The organism is Phyllobacterium sp. CCNWLW183 (genome assembly GCF_037203775.1).
In the GTDB taxonomy this organism is placed as follows: domain Bacteria; phylum Pseudomonadota; class Alphaproteobacteria; order Rhizobiales; family Rhizobiaceae; genus Phyllobacterium; species Phyllobacterium ifriqiyense.
Genome location: NZ_JBBCBN010000013.1, coordinates 1 through 20,053 on the forward strand (window position 1 = coordinate 1; position 20,053 = coordinate 20,053).

The 20,053-nt window shown below is 52.6% G+C and carries 16 protein-coding genes and 1 pseudogene; 13 read left to right on the forward strand and 4 right to left on the reverse strand.

Annotated features, from left to right (window positions below; genetic code table 11):
- From V9K95_RS22525 to V9K95_RS22575, 11 genes and pseudogenes are all read left to right on the forward strand, one after another.
- The coding region (locus V9K95_RS22525; protein WP_336442286.1) for a hypothetical protein at window positions 1-558 on the forward strand (558 nt) is incomplete at its 5' end.
- Window positions 555-827, forward strand: a pseudogene (locus V9K95_RS22530) (SelT/SelW/SelH family protein); the annotation flags it as partial. The gene V9K95_RS22525 and the pseudogene V9K95_RS22530, both read left to right, overlap by 4 nt.
- 152 nt (window positions 828-979) lie before the next feature.
- Window positions 980-1,933: a sugar-binding transcriptional regulator gene (locus tag V9K95_RS22535; RefSeq protein ID WP_115051591.1), complete on the forward strand. Its 954-nt coding sequence runs from the start codon at window positions 980-982 to the stop codon at window positions 1,931-1,933.
- Window positions 1,934-2,044: 111 nt separating this feature from the next.
- On the forward strand, window positions 2,045-3,355 hold the full coding sequence (locus V9K95_RS22540) for an ABC transporter substrate-binding protein (protein ID WP_115051590.1): 1,311 nt from the start codon (window positions 2,045-2,047) through the stop codon (window positions 3,353-3,355).
- A 99-nt stretch (window positions 3,356-3,454) separates the two neighbouring features.
- The gene (locus V9K95_RS22545) at window positions 3,455-4,327 is read left to right on the forward strand and encodes an ABC transporter permease subunit (RefSeq protein WP_115051589.1); all 873 of its coding nucleotides are present in this window, start codon (window positions 3,455-3,457) and stop codon (window positions 4,325-4,327) included.
- Between the two features lie 4 nt (window positions 4,328-4,331).
- Window positions 4,332-5,162 (forward strand): ABC transporter permease subunit, encoded by an 831-nt coding sequence (locus V9K95_RS22550; protein WP_115051588.1) that lies wholly within the window; start codon window positions 4,332-4,334, stop codon window positions 5,160-5,162.
- Between the two features lie 42 nt (window positions 5,163-5,204).
- On the forward strand, window positions 5,205-6,203 hold the full coding sequence (locus V9K95_RS22555; protein WP_336442287.1) for an ABC transporter ATP-binding protein: 999 nt from the start codon (window positions 5,205-5,207) through the stop codon (window positions 6,201-6,203).
- A 9-nt stretch (window positions 6,204-6,212) separates the two neighbouring features.
- Window positions 6,213-6,989 carry an L-iditol 2-dehydrogenase gene (locus V9K95_RS22560; RefSeq protein ID WP_336442288.1) on the forward strand — a complete coding sequence of 259 codons (777 nt, stop codon included), beginning with the start codon at window positions 6,213-6,215 and terminating at the stop codon, window positions 6,987-6,989.
- Between the two features lie 57 nt (window positions 6,990-7,046).
- Window positions 7,047-8,525: a mannitol dehydrogenase family protein gene (locus V9K95_RS22565; RefSeq protein ID WP_336442289.1), complete on the forward strand. Its 1,479-nt coding sequence runs from the start codon at window positions 7,047-7,049 to the stop codon at window positions 8,523-8,525.
- Window positions 8,525-9,187 (forward strand): HAD family hydrolase, encoded by a 663-nt coding sequence (locus V9K95_RS22570; RefSeq protein ID WP_336442290.1) that lies wholly within the window; start codon window positions 8,525-8,527, stop codon window positions 9,185-9,187. The genes V9K95_RS22565 and V9K95_RS22570 overlap by 1 nt, the downstream gene beginning before the upstream one ends.
- 23 nt (window positions 9,188-9,210) lie before the next feature.
- Window positions 9,211-10,791 carry an FGGY-family carbohydrate kinase gene (locus V9K95_RS22575; protein ID WP_336442291.1) on the forward strand — a complete coding sequence of 527 codons (1,581 nt, stop codon included), beginning with the start codon at window positions 9,211-9,213 and terminating at the stop codon, window positions 10,789-10,791.
- Window positions 10,792-10,803: 12 nt separating this feature from the next.
- Here the strand turns inward: V9K95_RS22575 and polA are convergent, their stop codons facing one another.
- Window positions 10,804-13,755: a DNA polymerase I gene (gene polA / locus V9K95_RS22580; RefSeq protein ID WP_336442292.1), complete on the reverse strand. Its 2,952-nt coding sequence runs from the start codon at window positions 13,753-13,755 to the stop codon at window positions 10,804-10,806.
- A gap of 414 nt (window positions 13,756-14,169) precedes the next feature.
- Here polA and V9K95_RS22585 point away from each other — a divergent pair, with 414 nt between their 5' ends.
- Complete coding sequence (locus V9K95_RS22585; protein WP_336442293.1) at window positions 14,170-15,558, forward strand: M20/M25/M40 family metallo-hydrolase; 1,389 nt, start codon at window positions 14,170-14,172, stop codon at window positions 15,556-15,558.
- Window positions 15,559-15,571: 13 nt separating this feature from the next.
- Entirely contained in the window at window positions 15,572-16,189 is a 618-nt protein-coding gene (locus V9K95_RS22590) for a ribonuclease D (RefSeq protein ID WP_336442294.1), read from the forward strand.
- Between the two features lie 4 nt (window positions 16,190-16,193).
- On the opposite strand, the gene V9K95_RS22595 is transcribed toward V9K95_RS22590, so the two are convergent.
- The 3 genes from V9K95_RS22595 to V9K95_RS22605 form a co-directional block, all read right to left on the reverse strand.
- Window positions 16,194-17,303 carry an acyltransferase family protein gene (locus V9K95_RS22595; RefSeq protein WP_336442295.1) on the reverse strand — a complete coding sequence of 370 codons (1,110 nt, stop codon included), beginning with the start codon at window positions 17,301-17,303 and terminating at the stop codon, window positions 16,194-16,196.
- A 606-nt stretch (window positions 17,304-17,909) separates the two neighbouring features.
- Window positions 17,910-19,022: a glycosyltransferase gene (locus tag V9K95_RS22600; protein WP_336442296.1), complete on the reverse strand. Its 1,113-nt coding sequence runs from the start codon at window positions 19,020-19,022 to the stop codon at window positions 17,910-17,912.
- A gap of 22 nt (window positions 19,023-19,044) precedes the next feature.
- Complete coding sequence (locus V9K95_RS22605) at window positions 19,045-19,968, reverse strand: glycosyltransferase family 2 protein (RefSeq protein ID WP_336442297.1); 924 nt, start codon at window positions 19,966-19,968, stop codon at window positions 19,045-19,047.
- Window positions 19,969-20,053: the final 85 nt, after the last annotated feature.

Consider the following 20,053-nt stretch of genomic DNA (forward strand, 5'->3'; position numbering starts at 1 on the left):
CTACAAAGACGCGCTTCGATGACCGCCCGTCTTTCCCACCATCTCAATAGCCAGACGCAAAAGCGGGCGTGGCAAGGTAAAAGCACGGAGAAAATCAGCATGGGTAAGCGCAAAAAATATTCGGAGGATGATCTGGTGCCATTTTGCTCATTCATACCAAATCCGCTGCCGGAACTGCCCTTCACGTTGCAGCCAAGACATCCGCAACAGACAGATGAGCAATATGCTGCCGATATAGAGGGACAAAAGCGCGCCCACCGTCGCTATGTGGTGATGCTCTCGCTGTTTCAGGCCATGGCAACGGCACTTGGCTACCATAAGATTTGCAACAAGCCCGCCTGCCGCCGCAAACAATGCTGTATAGGACGGCGCGATTTTTTCCCGAAAGACGACTATCCTGTCGTGCTTTTTCCGCTTTGCGGCACGGTGGAGATGGCGGAGCGGGCACGCGCGGCCGTACCCAAGATGCTTGCTATTCTGAAATCCGGTTACAACCCGCTCGTCGCGCCCGACGGCACCTTACATCCCGGCGAGAAAATGCTAGAAGTCGAGCCATGACCACGAAACCGCGCATCACCATCACCTATTGTACGCAATGCAGCTGGATGCTGCGCTCCGCCTGGATGGCGCAGGAGCTGCTCTCCACATTCGGCGCTGATCTGGGTGAGGTGGCGCTGGTTCCCGGCACAGGCGGCATCTTCGAAATCCACGTTAATGGCGACCTTATCTGGGAGCGCAAGCGCGATGGTGGCTTTCCGGAAGCCAAGGTTTTGAAGCAGAAGCTGCGCGATATTGTCTGGCCGGAGCGTGATCTTGGCCATTCCGACGGGCACAAGGCAAAGGGTGCGTCCTTCGACAAGCTCAGGATGAGGAAGGAAGTGCCTGCCAAAGATGGGAGGGAGCCTGCCACAATTCCTCATGGTGAGCCTGTCGAACCACGCGTAACAGGAATCCCAGTCTCACAAGATGAGGCAGAGAATTGAGTAAGCCCGAAATTACCAACACCAAGCTGGATGATGCGGCGCGCGCGGGCTGGCTCTATTATGTTGCCGGCAATACGCAGGATGAGATTGCCGCAAAGCTTGGCGTTTCGCGCCAGTCGGCCCAGCGCATGGTGTCGTTGGCTGTTTCGGAAGGGCTGGTCAAGGTTCGGCTTGATCATCCGATTGCCCATTGTCTCGATCTGGCGGCGCAGCTGAAAAAGCGCTTTGGCTTGAAAATGGCGGAAGTGGTGCCGACTGATCCCGGCTCCACCTCGACCACGCTTGGTGTTGCCGATGCAGCGGCGGCGGAAATGACGCGCTGGCTGAAGACGGAAGCGCCGGTGGTTGTCGGTATCGGCACCGGACGCACGCTAAAGGCTGCCATTGAAATGTTGTCGCCCATCGATTGCCCGCAACACAAGGTGGTGTCGCTGACGGGCAATATCGCGCCGGATGGTTCGGCTGCCTTTTACAACGTCATCTTCAATATTGCCGAAAAGATAAAGGCGCGCAGTTTCCCCATGCCGCTGCCTGTCATCGCCTCTTCACCCGAAGAGCGCGAATTGCTGCACAGTCAGCCAATGATCCGCTCCGTGCTGGAATTGTCGGCCAAGGCGGATGTCGCCTTTATCGGCATTGGCGATCTGGGGGATGACGCGCCGCTTTTTGTCGACGGATTTATTTCCCGCGCCGAATTACAGACCTTGCAGCGGGCGGGTGCGGTGTTTGAAATCGTCGGGCGTGCCTTTGATCGCAATGGTATTGCTATTGAAGGATTGACCAATGAGCGCGTTGCCAGCGCCCTTATTCCTTCCCGTGAGACGGCCATGGTCATTGCCATCGCCAAAGGCGAAAAGAAGATGCCCGGCATAGCGGCCGCCCTCAAGGGCAGTCTTATCAATGGGTTGATTACCGACGAGCACACCGCCGAGGCACTGCTCGCCGACTAAATTCCCTTTCATTGTGCACTGCAGCGACGAATTGCCCTTGACTAACTTCGCCCATGTGTGAGTATTTGCCCACAATACAAGCAATTGCTCATAACATTCGGGAGGAATGAAATGTTTAAGAGAACGCTTCTGCTCGGCGCGGTTTCTGTCGCGGCGATGGTCAGCTTTGCGCATGCGGAGACATTGACCATTGCCACGGTCAATAATGGCGACATGGTTCGCATGCAGAAACTGACCGAAGATTTCACCAAGAAAAATCCGGACATTCAGCTCGAATGGGTAACGCTGGAAGAAAACATTCTTCGCCAGCGCGTCACAACCGATATCGCCACCAAAGGCGGCCAGTATGACGTGATGACAATCGGCACGTACGAAGTGCCGATCTGGGCCAAGCAGGGATGGCTTTTGCCGCTTGACGGTCTGGGTGCGGATTATGACAAGGCCGATCTTCTGCCATCGATCAGCGATGCTGTTTCCGTTGACGGCAAGCTCTATGCCTCGCCATTCTATGGCGAAAGCGCGATGGTGATGTACCGCAAGGATCTGGCTGAAAAGGCCGGTGTGACAATTCCTGAAAAGCCGACCTGGGACCAGATCGCTGATGCTGCGAAGAAGATGACCGACAAGTCCACCGAGACTTACGGCATTTGCCTGCGCGGTAAAGCCGGTTGGGGCGAGAACATGGCGCTGTTGACGGCAACGGCAAACTCCTTCGGTGCGCGCTGGTTCGATGAAAAGTGGACACCGCAGTTCGATCAGCCGGAATGGAAAAAGGCACTCACATTCTATGTCGACCTGATGAAGGAAGCCGGACCTGCCGGTGCTTCATCGAACGGCTTCAATGAAAACCTTGCCCTGTTCCAGACTGGTAAATGCGGCATCTGGATCGATGCTACAGTTGCGGCGTCCTTCGTGACCAATCCGAAAGAATCGAAGGTTGCAGATAAGGTGGGCTACGCCCTCTTCCCCACGGGCGGCGTGGAGAACCACGGCAACTGGCTATGGGCATGGAATCTTGGCATTCCTGCCGGTACGAAAAAGGCAGAAGCAGCACAGAAATTCGTCTCCTGGGCGACTGACAAGGCTTATACGGAATTGGTTGCGAGCAAAGAAGGTTGGGCAAACGTTCCGCCCGGCACACGCACGTCGCTTTATGCCAATCCGGAATATCAGAAGGCTGCGCCTTTCGCCAAGATTACGCTCGAAGCCATGACGGCAGCCAATACAAGCAAGCCGACCGTCAAGCCGGTGCCTTATACGGGTGGTCAGTTCGTTGCCATTCCCGAGTTCCAAGGGCTCGGCACGGCAGTGGGCCAGCAGTTTTCGGCGGCGCTTGCCGGTTCTGTAACCGTTGATCAGGCCTTGCAGAGCGCACAGGCACTGACAACCCGCGAAATGACGAAGGGCGGTTACATCAAGTAGATCCTCCTGGCTCCGGGCGGTTTCGGCGCAAATGCCGGAGCCGCCCGGGCCTCCTTTGCTCATCTGCATTTTCAATGATCGCTGTATTGGATCCTGACCATGGCTACGCTTCAGACACGCGCAACTGCCCGTATCATGATGTCGCCCGCCGTCATCCTCTTGTTCCTGTGGATGATCGTGCCGCTTGTCATGACGCTGTACTTTTCATTCCTGCGCTACAATCTCTTGATGCCGGGAACCGAAGAATATGTCGGCTTTCTCAATTACCAGTATTTTCTGACTGATCCCGCCTTCTTCACTGCCCTTGGCAATACCTTGCTTCTGGTTGGCGGAACATTGCTGATCACGGTGATTGGCGGCATTCTTTTGGCGATTGTTCTGGACCAGCCATTCTGGGGCCAAGGCATTGTCCGCCTTCTGGTCATCGCGCCATTCTTCGTTATGCCAACCGTCTCGGCATTGGTTTGGAAGAATATGCTCATGCATCCCGTCAACGGCTTGTTTGCCTGGATCGCACGATCCTTCGGGTTTCAGCCTGTGGACTGGTTTGCGCAGGTTCCGCTGTTTTCGATTATCCTGATCGTTGCATGGCAGTGGTTGCCATTCGCAACGCTTATCCTGTTGACAGCATTGCAGTCGCTGGATGGCGAGCAGATCGAAGCGGCAGAAATGGATGGAGCCGGACCGATATCGCGTTTCATCTATCTGGTCCTTCCGCATCTTGCTCGCGCGATCACCGTTGTTATTCTGATTCAGACCATTTTCCTGCTGAGTGTTTTCGCTGAAATTCTGGTGACCACAAATGGGGGACCGGGCCTGCAGACCACAAACATTGCATATCTGATCTATTCACAAGCGCTTTTGCAATTCGACGTGGGTGGAGCTTCCGCTGGCGGTATTGTGGCGGTCATCCTCGCCAACATCGTTGCCTTTTTCCTCATTCGCCTCATCGGCAAGAACCTGGAGAGGTAGAAAAATGGCTCGGTCCGTTACCACGCAACGCAAACTCATCTTTACAATAATTGGATGGAGTATCGGGTTCCTGATCTTTTTCCCGATCCTGTGGACGTTTCTTACAAGCTTTAAGACGGAAGGAACGGCCGTGGCAACGCCGCCTCAATTCCTGTTCTTCGATTGGACGCTGGAAAATTATCACGAAGTGCAGAGCCGGTCTGACTACGGCAAGCATGTTATGAATTCGATAGTCATTTCGGTCGGCTCGACACTGCTCGGCCTCGTATTGGCAATCCCGGCCGCTTGGGCGATGGCTTTTTCGCCAACCAAACACACCAAGGATATTTTGATGTGGATGCTATCCACCAAAATGATGCCTTCTGTCGGCGTGCTTGTTCCGCTCTACTTGATCTTCCGCGATTGGGGCCTGCTCGACTCGCGTCTCGGCCTTGTTGCGGTTCTCACCATGATCAATCTGCCGATCATTGTCTGGATGCTCTACACCTACTTCAAGGAGATACCAGGCGAGATACTCGAGGCTGCCCGTATGGACGGCGCATCGCTGATGAAAGAGATTATCTATGTGCTGACGCCCATGGCCATTCCCGGCATTGCTTCGACAATGTTGCTGAACATCATTCTGGCATGGAATGAGGCATTTTGGACGCTCAACCTAACAGCCGCAAATGCTGCGCCACTGACAGCTTTCATCGCCTCCTATTCCAGCCCCGAAGGGCTGTTCTGGGCAAAGTTGTCGGCTGCGTCCACCATGGCAATCGCCCCGATCCTGATTATGGGCTGGTTCAGCCAGAAGCAATTGGTTCGCGGTTTGACCTTTGGCGCCGTCAAATAATTTCTGACCTTTGGCTTCGCCAAAAGAGATGGGAACAATATTATGGGAAGCATAACACTTGAAAAAGTATCGAAGTCATTCGGTAGCACTTCGGTCATTCCGGAAATCGATCTTGAAATCAATGACGGCGAATTCGTTGTCTTTGTAGGACCATCCGGCTGCGGAAAATCAACATTGCTGCGCATGATCGCTGGTCTGGAAGATTTGAGCGGTGGGCGTATCGTTATCGACGGTAAAGACATGTCCAACGAAGCGCCAGCCAAGCGCGGATTGTCGATGGTGTTTCAGTCATATGCGCTCTATCCGCATATGAGCGTCTACCAGAATATAGCTTTTCCGCTGAAGATGGATGGCCAGGAAAAGTCCGCGATCGACAAGAAGGTCAAGGACGCAGCACATATCCTCAATCTGACAAACTATCTCGATCGCAGGCCTGGACAACTATCGGGCGGTCAACGCCAGCGCGTTGCTATCGGCCGTGCTATTGTGCGTCAGCCGAAGGCGTTTCTATTTGACGAGCCGCTTTCCAATCTTGATGCGGCTCTTCGGGGCAATATGCGTCTCGAAATCAGCGATCTACATCATCAGCTAAAAACCACCATGATCTATGTGACGCATGATCAGGTGGAAGCCATGACAATGGCAGATAAGATCGTGGTGCTGAATGCAGGTCGCATTGAGCAAGTGGGATCGCCTCTGGAACTCTATAAGAGCCCGAAAAACGTCTTTGTAGCCGGGTTCATTGGATCACCGCGCATGAACTTGGTCGAAGGGCCAGCTGCTGCAAAACACAATGCGGCAACGTTGGGTGTACGGCCGGAACATGTCCAAATTTCCAAAACTGAGGGCTTATGGAAAGGCACTGTTGGAGTAACCGAACATCTCGGGTCCGATACATTTATCCATGTACAGACCGAGAATACCGGAAAGATCACGGTGCGCACAGATGGCGATTTCGCTACGGAACATGGGCAGTCAGTGTACTTGACACCTGATCCATCCCGTTTGCATCTTTTTGATGCAAACGGCCAAGCCATATAGGCACTCGAAATGAGCAGGCTTGCGGGCAAGACGGCATTTATCACAGGTTCGGCACGAGGTATCGGCCGCGCATTTGCAGAGGCTTATATACGTGAAGGCATAGACCATGTGGTAATTGCTGACATCGATCTGGAGCGCGCGCAGCAAACCGCAACTGACCTGGGCAACAAGGCTCTTGCGGTCCGGCTTGATGTGACCAATCAGCAGTCCATCGATGCGGCAGTTACCAAAACGGTCGAGCATTTTGGCGGCGTCGATATCCTGATCAATAATGCAGCGCTTTTCGATCTCGCGCCAATCGTCGATATCACCCGCGATAGCTACAATAAATTGTTTGCAGTAAATTTTGCAGGAACACTTTTCACACTGCAAGCCGTTGCCAAAAACATGATTGCTCGCGGAAAAGGCGGCAAGATCATTAACATGGCCAGCCAGGCGGGACGCCGCGGAGAGCCGCTTGTCGCTGTTTACTGTGCAACGAAGGCAGCAGTAATAAGTCTTACCCAATCGGCAGGCCTCAACCTTATCAAGCACGGCATCAACGTGAATGCCATTGCGCCCGGTGTCGTTGATGGAGAGCACTGGGAAGGCGTGGATGCCCTCTTTGCAAAATACGAGAACAGGCCGCGTGGAGAAAAGAAGCGACTCGTTGGCGAAGCTGTACCATTCGGCAGGATGGGCACCGCAGACGATCTCGTTGGCATGGCCGTTTTTCTGGCTTCAAGTGATAGCGATTACGTCGTCGCACAAACTTACAATGTCGATGGCGGCAACTGGATGAGCTGACTGTAAGTCGGTCGTGATGGACGCTTGCAGCATGAATGAAAAGAAGGGTTGATCCCGATGACAATTAAACTTTCGCAGAACGCTTTGCCCCAATTTTCGGCCAATGTCAGCGTACCCAGTTACAAGCAATCGGATTTGAAAGCCGGGATTATTCACTTTGGTGTCGGGAATTTTCATCGTGCACATCAGGCGGCTTATCTTGATGAGTTGTTCAATGCAGGGACGGATCACGAATGGGGTCTGGTTGGTGCTGGGGTCCTGCCTTCCGATGAAATCATGCGTCAGAAACTCAAGGACCAAGACTGGCTTACAACTGTAGTTGAACAAGACAGCGGGCATCGCAAAGCATATGTCACATCATCAATGATCGACTATATTCAGCCGGGTAACGCTGCAAACACAATTGCTCGTCTTGCTGATCCTGAAATTCGGATCGTGTCATTGACCATTACCGAGGGCGGTTATTTTATTGATCCGGCCTCAGGAAAATTCAATCCGCAACATCCTGCCATAGCGGCAGATGCGGCCAATATAGACAGCCCGAAAACCGTTTTCGGCTTGATTTTGGCTGGCCTGATTCGTCGGCGCAGCGAGGGCACGCCTGCTTTTACGGTTATGTCTTGCGACAATATTCCAGGCAATGGCCACGTCACCAGCGATGCCATTTGTGGATTGGCGGCGCTGATTGATCCTGTACTTGCAGATTGGGTGAAGCAAAATGTGGCTTTCCCGAATGGCATGGTGGATCGTATTACACCAGCAACAACCGACCGCGAGCGCAACTTCCTGGCAACGGAATTTGGAGTTGAAGATAATTGGCCGGTATTTTGCGAACCGTTCAAGCAATGGGTGCTCGAGGATCATTTTCCAACTGGTCGTCCTGCGCTTGAAAAGGTCGGGGTGACGTTTGTCGAAGATGTTGCACCGTATGAATTAATGAAAATACGCATTCTCAATGGCGGACATGCGGCAATCGCCTATCCGGCTTCACTCATGGACATCCATTTTGTTCACGAAGCGATGGAAGAGCCATTGATACGCAATTTTCTAACGAAGCTTGAGCGCGAAGAGATCATTCCGGTGTTGCCACCCGTACCTGATATGCCTTTCGATCAGTATTTTGATCTTATTATCCGGCGTTTTTCCAATCCAAAAATCGGCGATACCATCCAGCGACTTTGCCAGGATGGATCGAACCGCCAGCCAAAATTCATTTTGCCGACGACTGCCGACAGGTTGAGGGCAGGCGACAGCATTACCGGCCTATCCCTGGTGTCTGCGCTTTGGTGTCGGTTCTGTGCAGGGACAACTGATAGTGGTAAACCGACCGACTATCTGGATGCGAGCGCTGAGCGATTAAAGATCGAGGCTTTGAAGGCAAGGGGCGATCCGAAGGCATTCCTTGCCATGACAGATATTTTTGGCGATGTAGGGACAGCACCGGTTTTCGTCGAATCATTTTCGCGTATTCTCCGGACACTATGGGACAAGGGAGCACGCGAAACTTTGGAACTCTATCTTGAAAATAAACTCTAATGGCTGATCCCTCGCTTATTATTTTCGATTGCGATGGCGTTCTGGTCGACAGTGAGCCTATCTCCATAGCGGTGCTGCTGGAGATGATCGCCAAAAGTGGTGTCACCATGTCAGAAGATGATGCCTATGATCGTTTTCTTGGTCGAAGCATGGCGACCATTAGCAAGATTCTCCACGAAGAATACGGTTTCGCTGCCAGCGAAGCCGACCTCGACGAAATGCGGACCCATCTCTATTCGCGCTTCGAATTGGATCTCCAGCCCATCCCCGGCATCGCTGATACATTGAAGAAATTGCCACAGCGCCGCTGTGTTGCTTCGTCGAGCCAGCCAGAACGCATTCGTTTATCGCTAAGGTTGACCGGGCTCATCGACCTGCTTGATCCGCATATTTTCAGCGCCACTATGGTCAAGAATGGCAAGCCCGCTCCAGACCTGTTTTTATTTGCTGCGAACATAATGAATGTCGATCCGGCTGAATGTGTGGTGATCGAAGACAGTCCAGCAGGTATACAAGCTGCCAAAGCGGCGGGTATGCGCGTTTTCGCATTTACGGGCGGGACGCATTCCCGCGGTGGCAGGCTGGAGTCAACGCTTGCGTCTCTTGGCCCAGACCTTATATTCGACGACATGTTGCAATTGCCTGACCTACTCAAGTCGTAGGAAGCCGTACTGAAAGTTCGTTGATGCCGCAATTTGTCTGCGCTGTAGATGTTGGTACAGGAAGCGCCCGTGCGGGCATTCTGGATGCAAATGGCAACCTTCTGGGCCGCGTGGAGCACCCAATCTTAATGAATCGCCCAATGGGTGATCATGCCGAGCACGATTCGGAAGATATATGGAAATCTGTATGTATTTCTGTGCAAGGCGCGATTGCGGCGGCTAAAATTGATCCTGCAGATGTGGTGGGCTTGAGTTTTGATGCCACCTGTTCATTGGTCGTTCGCGATACCCATGGCAAGCAGCTTACCGTCTCAACATCTGGCGAGCAGCGTTGGGATACAATTGTCTGGCTCGATCATCGCGCTTTGGACGAGGCCGATGAATGCACGGCAACGGGCCACAAAGTCCTCGATTTTCTGGGCGGTGTCATGTCGCCGGAAATGCAGACGCCAAAATTGATGTGGTTGAAGCGTCATTTGCCGACCACTTGGAACAAGACGGGGTATTTTTTTGATCTGGCCGATTATTTGAGCTGGAAAGCAACAGGATCGTTGGCGCGGTCGCAATGCACGTTAACCTGTAAGTGGACCTATCTCGCGCATGAAAAGCAGGGCTGGCAGGTAGATTATCTGGAAGCAATCGGCTTGGAGGACTTGATTGAACGCGGCAATCTTCCGGACGTCGCAAGTCCTGTGGCAACGGATTTAGGCGCACTGACAAGCGAAGCGGCAAAAGAGTTGGGCCTCACGCCAAACTGTCATGTAGGAGCCGGACTCATTGATGCATTCGCCGGCTCGCTTGGCGTTCTAGGTGGCTTTGCTGGCGATCTTTCACAGATTGATCGCCATCTTGCGCTGATAGCTGGAACGTCAAGCTGCCTGATGGCCTTGTCCCGGGAGCCGATCTCGTTTCGCGGTGGTTGGGGCCCCTATCACGGCGTTGCACTTCCAGATGTTTGGCTGAGCGAAGGCGGTCAATCCGTAACTGGTGCCTTACTTGACCATATTATCCGCTGGCATGGGGCTGGAGGCGAGCCAAGTGGCGATGTGCACAGAAAGATCACAGCACGTATCATGGAGCTTCGTGCAACCGAGCCGGATCTCGCAAATCGTTTACACGTCCTGCCCGACTTCCATGGAAACCGTTCGCCGCTGGCTGACCCGCATGCGGTCGGGGTTATCAGTGGTCTGACACTTGATTCATCCTTCGACAGCCTGTGCCGTCTTTATTGGCGTACTGCTATCGGCATATCGCTCGGCGTGCGCCATATTCTGGATGCGTTCAATGACAAGGGTTACGCAATCGACACGATGCATGTCACTGGCGGCCACATCAAGAGCCCGCTGCTTATGGAGCTTTATGCCGATGCGACCGGCTGTACGGTTATAACCTCTGCGGCGGAGGACGCGGTGCTCCTTGGCACAGCGATGGTAGCTGCGGCGGCTGCGGGCGTGTATGCTGATCTACCTTCGGCCTGCACAGCGATGAAGCAGGGCGGGCATGTCCGTCGACCTGATCCGGCAGCGCGTCAGCGCCTTGATCGCGACTATCGAATCTTCCTTGAAATGCATGCCCAGCGCAAAGCATTGGACGCTTTGCAGTAACTGGGAAGCGCTCTAATGCGCCGCTTCCCAGTTATGCGCAGCACGTGCGTCCACCTGTAGTGGAACTGATAACGCAATTGCTGGCATGGCCGCGTTTTCCATCACTTCGCGAATGACGGGAAGCGTTGCCTCCACCTCATCCTCAATGGTCTCGAAAACCAATTCATCATGCACTTGAAGCAGCATGCGCGCTGTGAGTTTCGCGTCTTTCAATGCAGCGTCCATACGCACCATAGCACGACGAATAATATCGGCTGCCGAGCCTTGGATCGGTGCGTTGATTGCGGCTCGCTCGTTGAAGGCCCGCAGTTGCGGATTTGACGAGCGGATTTCAGGATAATGCGCACGGCGGCCAAAAATGGTTTCGACATAGCCGTGTTGACGGGCAAAGGCTTTCGTCGCTTCCATATAATCCTTGATCCCCGGGAAGCGTTCAAAATAGGTCCGGATGTATTGGCTGGCTTCTTCGCGCGGAATGGAGAGCTGGTTGGCAAGCCCGAATGCGGAAATACCGTAGATAATGCCGAAGTTGATGGCCTTTGCGCGTCGTCGCACTTCCGAAGGCATGCCTTCCACCGGGACGCCGAACATTTCAGAAGCCGTCATGGCATGAATGTCGATGCCATCGGCAAAGGCCTGAGTCAGCTGTGGAATTTCCGCAACATGTGCAAGCACGCGGAGTTCGATCTGGCTATAATCTGCCGATATCAGCTTATTACCGGGCGCGGCTATAAAGGCCGTACGGATTTTGCGCCCCTCGGTGGTGCGAACCGGAATGTTTTGCAGATTGGGCTCTGATGACGACAGACGCCCTGTCGAGGTTGCGGCCATGGCATAGGACGTATGGACCCGCTTGGTGTCGGGATGAATGTAGCCGGGAAGGGCGTCGGTATAAGTTGATTTCAGCTTTGTCAGCTGGCGCCAGTCAACGACTTTGCGAGGTAGTTCATGGCCCTCAGCGGCTAAGTCTTCGAGAAGCTGAGCAGATGTTGACCACTGCCCAGTTTTCGTCTTCGATCCCCCCGGCAGCCCCATTTTTCCGAACAGGATATCACCCATCTGCTTGGGAGACCCGATATTGATCTTCTCTCCTGCAAGTTTGTAGATTTCGTCCTCGATAGCCGCTGCTGACTGTGCGAGATCACCTGACAAGCGAGACAGAATCTGTCGGTCGACAGAAATCCCTCGTTCCTCCATACGGGCGAGCACAGGAATAAGGGGCCGTTCGAGCCGCTCGTAAACCGAGGAGAGGCCATCGGCGACAAGCCGAGGCTTCAGAAGCCGCCATAGCCGCAAAGTAACGTCTGCATCCTCAGCGGCGTATTCGGTGGCTCTTTCTATTTCAACTTTGTCAAATGTGAGTGAGGATTTACCAGAGCCGACCAAATCCTTGTAAGACAAAGGCTTGTGGCCCAGCCATCGGTCACACAGACTATCCATGGTATGGTGGCCTTCGCCAGCATCCAACACATAGGAAATAAGCATGGTGTCATCGACCGGATGAAGATCAATGCCGTGACGATGCATGACCAGCCACTCATACTTCATGGCATGGGCAATTTTGAGAACCGATGCGTCTTCAAGCATCGGCTTCAACAGACGGAAAACCTCTGCTTCAGGAATCTGATGTTCAAGCAGTCCACCGCCAAGCAGATCGCCGTCGCGTGATTTATGATTGATTGGAATATACGCAGCCTTGCCCGGCCGCGTGGCGAGGGACAGGCCCACAATTTCGGTCTGCATTGGATCGGCGGATGTTGTCTCCGTATCGAAAGCGACGATACCCGACGCCATGGCTTCATCAATCCAGATTTGCAGCGAGGCAACATCGCGAATCGTTATGTAGGCGCTGCGATCAATTTTGGCTGACAACGCTTCGTCGGTGCGAGCCTTTACAAGGTCAGCAGGTGTAGCGGACACGTTTGATGATGGCGGTTTGCTGGAGACAACCATCTGGCTTGATGCGGTTGCACCTTCAGGGTTGGCATCAGATCCAGCACTATCTAGATCCGGGCCGCGGGCTTCGGCGACGGCCTCAATCTTAAGGTTGGCAGCTTCAATTTCGCTGGCGTCCACTCCGGTTGCCTCGGCAGCGCGACGTGTCAGGGCGTTGAATTCCATCGATTTGAGAAATGCAACCAGCTTTGGTCCGTTCTGAGGCTCGAGTCCGAAATCCTCAAGACCTACGTCAATGGGCGTATCGGTTTTCAGGGTCACAAGCTGGCGGGATATCAATGCCTGCTCGGCATACTGGATTATGTTCTCGCGTCGTTTCTGCTGTTTGATTTCTCCGGCACGCGCAAGCAGCGTATCAAGATCACCAAACTCCTCCAGCAACTGCGCCGCTGTTTTTGGTCCGATGCCGGGAATTCCAGGAACATTATCGGTCGAATCGCCCGTCATTGCCTGTAGATCAATCATTTTTTCGGGCGGCACGCCCCACTTCTCGATTACCTCAGGAATGCCGATCTGCTTGTCCTTCATGCTGTCATACATGGACACCAGCGGCGTAACGAGCTGCATCAAATCCTTGTCTGATGAAATAATCGTAACTTCTGCTCCCACAGCTTCTGCCATGCGGGCATAGGTGGCGATGAGATCGTCAGCCTCATAACCTTCCTTCTCAATACACGGCAGATTAAAGGCTTTCGTTGCTTGCCGGATCAAACCGAATTGCGGGATCAAGTCTTCCGGAGGGGCAGAGCGGTTTGCCTTGTACTCCGGATAAATTTCCTTGCGGAAGGTGGTCGAGGAATAATCGAAAATTACTGCGAAGTGTGTGGGCGTATCGCGTACAGACGTGTCTCGCGCTTCCCGCAACAGCTTCCACAACATGTTACAAAAACCTGAAACGGCGCCGACCGGCAGGCCATCCGATTTCCGCGTCAGGGGCGGAAGAGCGTGGTAGGCGCGGAAAATATAGCCGGAGCCGTCGACGAGGAAGAGATGATCACCTTTTTTCATGGCAACAGAAATAAATGAACATGGTAAAAAAGGAAATGACGAGTTGTGTTGTTTCCAGCGACTCCTGTGGGCATCCTGACGTTAATTTCGCTTCACGCCTTTGTTACAAAGATGTAATCTTCTGTGCCCTTGAATTGCCACGGTTTACCCCCCAAATCCAGTTCATCGACATTAGATCGATCGCTGGTTTTTAAGGCTCGTCCCCCGCCTGACACCAGTGTCGCAGCCTCCCATTCCCCTCTCCAGGGTGGCTGCAAATGAGTGTAGTAGTGATCTGGTCGCCTTTGGTCCCCCCGCCAAGGCGGCCATTTCTTTTATAGCGTGCCGCCCTGCCATTTTTTTGTGCCGTTGGCTTGAAAATACGCTAAGAAGAGCTCCCTTCACGAATCCCGGTCAATGAACTCAGGAAATATTATGTCAGCTCTCGAACCTGTCTTGAATGCGCTTGATACAAACCTCGACAAGAGCTTGGAGCGCCTTTTTGATCTGCTGAGAATCAAGTCCATTTCAACTGATCCGGCGTTCAAAGTGGATTGTCGCAAAGCCGCTGAATGGCTGGTAGCTGATCTGCAATCGATTGGATTTGAAGCAAGTATACGCGACACGCCGGGGCATCCGATGGTTGTCGCACATCATGCTGGCCCTAGCGAAGATGCTCCCCATGTGCTTTTTTACGGCCACTATGATGTCCAGCCTGTCGATCCTCTCGAATTGTGGGAAAACGATCCATTCGATCCTGCGATCAAGGACATGGGCAATGGCCGCAAAATTCTGACCGGTCGCGGCACATCTGACGACAAGGGCCAGTTGATGACCTTTGTTGAAGCCTGCCGTGCTTATAAAGCGGTACATGGCCAATTGCCGATAAAGATTTCCATTCTGTTTGAAGGCGAAGAAGAATCGGGCTCGCCGTCTCTCAAGCCATTTCTTGAGTCACACAAGAATGAGCTGAAGGCCGATTTTGCACTCGTCTGCGACACTGGAATGTGGGATTCGGAAACGCCTGCGATTTCTGTCGGGCTGCGCGGATTAGTTGGCGAAGAGATTATTGTCAAAGCGGCCGACCGGGACTTGCATTCCGGTATGTTTGGCGGCGCAGCGGCAAACCCGATCCGCATCCTTACTAAAATTCTCGCTGATATTCATGACGAGAATGGCGCGGTGACAATCCCTGGTTTCTATGATGGCGTTGAAGAAACACCCACGCAAATATTGCAGATGTGGGAAGGGCTTGATGCCACGCCGGAAAACTTCCTTGGTCCTGTTGGTCTTTCTATACCATCAGGCGAGCAGGGCCGTTCAATCCTTGAACTGATATGGGCGCGTCCGACCGCCGAATTTAATGGCATAACCGGCGGTTACACGGGACAAGGGTTCAAAACCGTCATTGCGGCCCAAGCCTCTGCAAAAGTATCGTTCAGATTGGTCCACAAGCAAAATCCGGCGAAAATCCGCGAGGCTTTCCGCGCCTTTGTCCAAGCGCGTGTTCCTGCCGATTGCACAGTTGAGTTCCATGAGCATGGTGGATCACCCGCCATCCAACTTTCCTACGAATCGCCGCTGCTTTCCAAGGCAAAAAATGCCCTGAGCGATGAATGGCCAAACCCGGCAGTGCTGATTGCAATGGGTGGCTCAATTCCGATTGTTGGTGACTTCCAGAATATGCTGGGCATGGAATCTTTGCTCGTAGGCTATGGCCTCGAAGATGACCGGATTCATTCTCCGAATGAGAAATATGAATTGAATTCATTCCACAAAGGCCAGCGGTCTTGGGCGCGCATTCTCGACGCCCTCGCGAAATAAACAGGAAAAGAATATGACCATTCGCTTTCACCGCAATGACCTGCCTGACCTGAGCAACTATCAGGTCGATGCGGTTGCCATCGATACCGAGACACTTGGTCTCAATCCGCATCGCGACAGGCTTTGTGTCGTTCAAATTTCACCTGGCGATGGTACAGCGGACGTTATCCAGATCGATAAGGGACAGAAAAGCGCTCCGAATTTGGAGAGGCTGCTGGGCGATAATGCCGTCACCAAGATTTTTCACTTCGGACGTTTTGACCTTGCAGTTCTATTTCATACGTTTGGCATCATGCCGAAACCTGTCTTCTGCACCAAGATCGCATCCCGGCTGGTACGCACCTATACGGATCGCCACGGATTGAAAGAGATTTGCAGTGAACTGCTGGAAATCAACCTTTCCAAACAACAGCAGTCTTCAGATTGGGGTGCACCGCAGCTCAGTCAGGCACAGCTGGAATATGCGGCCTCCGATGTTCTTTATCTGCATCGCCTGCGAACCATTCTCCAGCAGCGTCTGGAACGGGACGGGAGAGCAGAAGAGGCGATGGCTTGCTTTGAGTTTTTGCCTACCCGCGCCAAACTGGATTTGATGGGATGGGACGAGCAGGACATTTTTGCGCATAGCTGAGTTATTACGCGGCGGGGGCTTGAGCTGTTTCCTGCTGTGGAGCGCGATCTACATGCGTCCAAGCCGGTCTTTTGAATAGAAATTCCCCATAGCCAGTGAGTTGAATGATTCTATAAAGAATGACCGGGCCGATGACGCCGCTCATCACCGTCAGTAGTGAAATAGTGCCAATATCAGTGATGATTCCAGTTTTAAGCAATATAGTGCGAGCGGCTGCCATGGGCAGAAAGAAGGCCAGGTACACCACGATTGAGTGAGCACCAAGCCAGCGCAGCGTTGCGTTTATGGGCTTCCATGGCACACTTGCAATAAGAGCTGAGCTTGAAACAATAGCCAGTGCTCCAGCAAAACCGGCGATCAACGAGATAACCGGCACACTTGCCCAGCCACCAAGCCCGCCCGAAGTATAAGTCACTTGTGGTATCCACGCGCTAAATGGTGCCGGTGCAGGATGGAAGACCAGCCACCCGTTTAAGACAGCCCATGCACCTAGAATGATTGCAGCAATAGCGGGGCTTGCCCGCAATTTCTCGGCCAGTTTGAAGATTGCTGGAGCAAATGCATATCCTGCAAAAAAATACACATATCGGCTGCAAAACTCGTCAATAACAAGCCATCCCGTGTGGATCGGCAACGTTTCTAAAAGTGCCGATGCTGCAAAGACCAGCCAGACATTTGTCGTCTTCAGCAATCGGGTAACGATAAAGAACACCGGCAACAAATATATGAACCACAATGTGCCAAATGGTTGCACAAATGCGAGCAGATAAGCCGATATGGCACCCGTCGCTCCGTCTTGCGCCACAACCCCTGGTGCCTTGAACACAAATTGAATGGTTAGCCAAAGCACGTAGAAATAGGCAAAATGCACGACCTTTCGATCAATATAGCGCAGCCACGAGCGGTTAATGACGACGCTTAGGAAAAGCCCCGATATCAAAAAGAAATCTGGCATCCGAAATGGCTGAGCAAATGCTACAACCGGATGCATCCACCCTTGCGTGCCAGTCTCGTTCTCTACACCCAGAACAGAATGCATCATCACTACAAAAATGATGCAGATACCTTTGGCAATGTCGACCCAGTCTACCCGCATCTTTTCCACGGTACTCATTCGTCGTGCTCCCTCACCATTCGTCTTTGATACGCGAAGATTCAGAATAGGAAGTAAAATTCAGGTGATGGACGAATGCCCGAAGATGTTTCCATAAAACATGATTGCTAGACCGTATTTCGAGCGATCGAATTTTTATTGTAATTATCAGAAGTCGTTCTTCGGAGTGCTACGCGTACGAGACTGTACAAGGCACAAAAAAGCCGGGCAAGAGCCCGGCGAATTGTGAACGCTAATGCGTCCAGAGGGGAACACGCAACGAGCGAAAAATGGGAGGAGAACCGCTCGTTACGCAAGGATTAAAGTATAGCCGATAAAGGAAATATTCAAGAGCCTGCAAATAATAATCTTTTGCTATTGAGCAGCCGGAGATTGTTTTTCAAATTCTTGGCTGTCCTTGCATACCCCGTGTCCCCGTAACTGGCACCCGCCAAGACGGTATTGCGCCTCTGAGTCGGGTGAGGGACTGAGGCGCTTAATGGCACCGCCACCGCATCCGCTAATTCCAATCGTGAGAACTACAAGCATGATAAGGCGCATGAACATTCCTCATTGATACGCAAGATTAACCCCAGCAGATGGATTTCTCAACTGGCGGCAGGTCATTCAAAGCAGCGGACGAAATTGCCCCAAAGATGGCTTTTCCGGCATGCGGGCAAGTTCTTCAAGTTGATTCATCGCACCTGCAAGAGTGAAGCGCTGAAAAAGCCAAGGCTCAACTTTATATGGTAAAGTTTCGAAAAGCGCGATTTTGTCGGACAGCGCTTGGGCGTCGCCGGTGGGAACGAGCCATTGTGCGTAGGAGTCTGTGAGGATCTCTGCCGGTCCATAGGGGCAATCGGTGGATATGATAGGCGTTCCCGAGATAAGACTTTCGACCAGAACGTTTGGAAAGCCTTCAAAATCGGATGACAGCAATAAAGCGTCTGCGCGCGCCATATAGGAAAAGGGGTTGTCGCGAAAGTTAAGGGCAGCCACTCGATCTTCCAATGCATATTGCCGCGCAAGTTGCATGGCTTCATCGGGCTTATCAGTCAAAAGCAAGAGCCTGCGTGTTGATCCGCTGCCCTTCAACGCTTCGAACAGCACGTCATGGCGTTTGGCCGCAGCAAATCGGCCCACATGGATATAATACGGTTCGGAGGGCAAATCGGCAGGCTTTTCAGCTGCCAATTTGCGTATGTGTTCAACATTGTAGCCATTATGTATCAGCGTTGCGCTGGATGGGATGGCATCCAGTTTTGCAAGATCGTCAATCACGCCCTTTGATACGCCTATGACCGGTTTTCCGTGATAGATACTAGATAAAAGCCGCGCGCGCCGCCGCCGTTTTCGAAGATCGGACACGCCCGCAATAAGCTCTGATGTCGCAATATGTATCCAATGATGTACGTTTATTAGCCCGGCTCTGGCTACAACGCGGTCAGCCGGCGTGAGCGAAGAAGAAACAAAATCAAAGGGCTGAAGGCGTGAGGCCTGTTTGAACCACTGCCGCAGACGTAACGCGGATTTTATCTGTTGAACGAAACCACTTAGCCTGGTCGTCGAGCGATCCAAAACCTCAAAGTCAACCCCGTCTGGGATGGTCCTTGTCTCGCCATCTACAAGTGCCAAAATCTTGACCTTGTGACCGCGACGCGCCAACTCCCCTGCATAACGGAGGCGTGAATAGGTGACTCCGTTCGGCCCGAGATCTGCTATAATAAAAAGAAAACGCATCAGCCATCGTCCTATCGGAGCATCACGGGCGCGCGAAGAGTCCCAGCTCTGTAAATTGACGGGAATCTCGAAACCTTAGGGAGTCCGGCCCAATCAAGCTCACATTTTCTTCGGCACCAAGCACGTCAACCACGTTTTTGTAAACATGTGAGCCACCATAATATTGCGCGTCCGCAACAGCGGCCTGCGCGAAAAGCAAGGCATCACTGAAAAATTTGAAATGCAATAGCGAGCCATAAATAGGAGAAAAATTGCGATAGAATGGCAATGGCTTGTGAATACTGGAAGCGAACGCCATCGTCGTCTCCACGTATAGAAGCGGGTATTTCATCAATTCAACATGTTCCTTGAGAATACGTCCGCGGGGGCCACCCGTTAAAGACATGAAACGGTTATCCGCGCTCATGCGATAGCCGGACGCGTCAAACATATCGGCAATTTTCCAAGGCATGATCTCGCTGGAACCATCGAATACTGCCGATGACAGCGGGCCCGAAGGATAAAGGTCAATCATGGGCGCTGGACAATGCCTAATGCCCTTCAGCTCAAGATTTGCAATGAGCTCCGGTAACGGTTCTTCTTCGCAATTGTCATAAATGAAATATTCATCGCAATCGACATTAAGATACCAGCGATTGATTCCATACAGTTTCAGAAGTTCATGCCTCCAGAGCTTCCCGCGGTCAGCTTCCCCATAGCGTAGGGGTGACTTGAAGAGATCGACATCGGGCTGTTGCAGCAATATGTCCCGGGTAGCATCAGACGAATTATCATCGATACATAGGAAGCGTGTGACACCAATTTTGCGATAGTGAGACAGAAATGAGGGCAGGAAATTTACGCTGTTGCGCGTCAGGAAAATGAGTGGAATGTCCGTATTCTGTAACGGGCGCATTCCAGAACCAAGAGGTGATATCGCGGCAACATTATTTTTTCGGCGCTTCAATCGCGTCTCGATCCGCCACGAATCCAGACGGCTCCTCAGCCTTTGAAAAAGACTGCGCTCGATTGCCGGTGAGCCCTTGTCGGGA

Excerpts from the sequence above, each read along its gene's own strand:
- V9K95_RS22585 (WP_336442293.1), top strand. The coding sequence starts at position 14,170 with ATGTCAGCTCTCGAACCTGTCTTGAATGCGCTTGATACAAACCTCGAC.
- V9K95_RS22565 (WP_336442289.1), top strand. The coding sequence starts at position 7,047 with ATGACAATTAAACTTTCGCAGAACGCTTTGCCCCAATTTTCGGCCAAT.
- V9K95_RS22545 (WP_115051589.1), top strand. The coding sequence starts at position 3,455 with ATGGCTACGCTTCAGACACGCGCAACTGCCCGTATCATGATGTCGCCC.
- V9K95_RS22540 (WP_115051590.1), top strand. The coding sequence starts at position 2,045 with ATGTTTAAGAGAACGCTTCTGCTCGGCGCGGTTTCTGTCGCGGCGATG.
- V9K95_RS22560 (WP_336442288.1), top strand. The coding sequence starts at position 6,213 with ATGAGCAGGCTTGCGGGCAAGACGGCATTTATCACAGGTTCGGCACGA.
- polA (WP_336442292.1), bottom strand. The coding sequence starts at position 13,755 with ATGAAAAAAGGTGATCATCTCTTCCTCGTCGACGGCTCCGGCTATATT.
- V9K95_RS22570 (WP_336442290.1), top strand. The coding sequence starts at position 8,525 with ATGGCTGATCCCTCGCTTATTATTTTCGATTGCGATGGCGTTCTGGTC.
- V9K95_RS22550 (WP_115051588.1), top strand. The coding sequence starts at position 4,332 with ATGGCTCGGTCCGTTACCACGCAACGCAAACTCATCTTTACAATAATT.
- V9K95_RS22595 (WP_336442295.1), bottom strand. The coding sequence starts at position 17,303 with ATGAGTACCGTGGAAAAGATGCGGGTAGACTGGGTCGACATTGCCAAA.
- V9K95_RS22555 (WP_336442287.1), top strand. The coding sequence starts at position 5,205 with ATGGGAAGCATAACACTTGAAAAAGTATCGAAGTCATTCGGTAGCACT.
- V9K95_RS22590 (WP_336442294.1), top strand. The coding sequence starts at position 15,572 with ATGACCATTCGCTTTCACCGCAATGACCTGCCTGACCTGAGCAACTAT.
- V9K95_RS22575 (WP_336442291.1), top strand. The coding sequence starts at position 9,211 with ATGCCGCAATTTGTCTGCGCTGTAGATGTTGGTACAGGAAGCGCCCGT.
- V9K95_RS22600 (WP_336442296.1), bottom strand. The coding sequence starts at position 19,022 with ATGCGTTTTCTTTTTATTATAGCAGATCTCGGGCCGAACGGAGTCACC.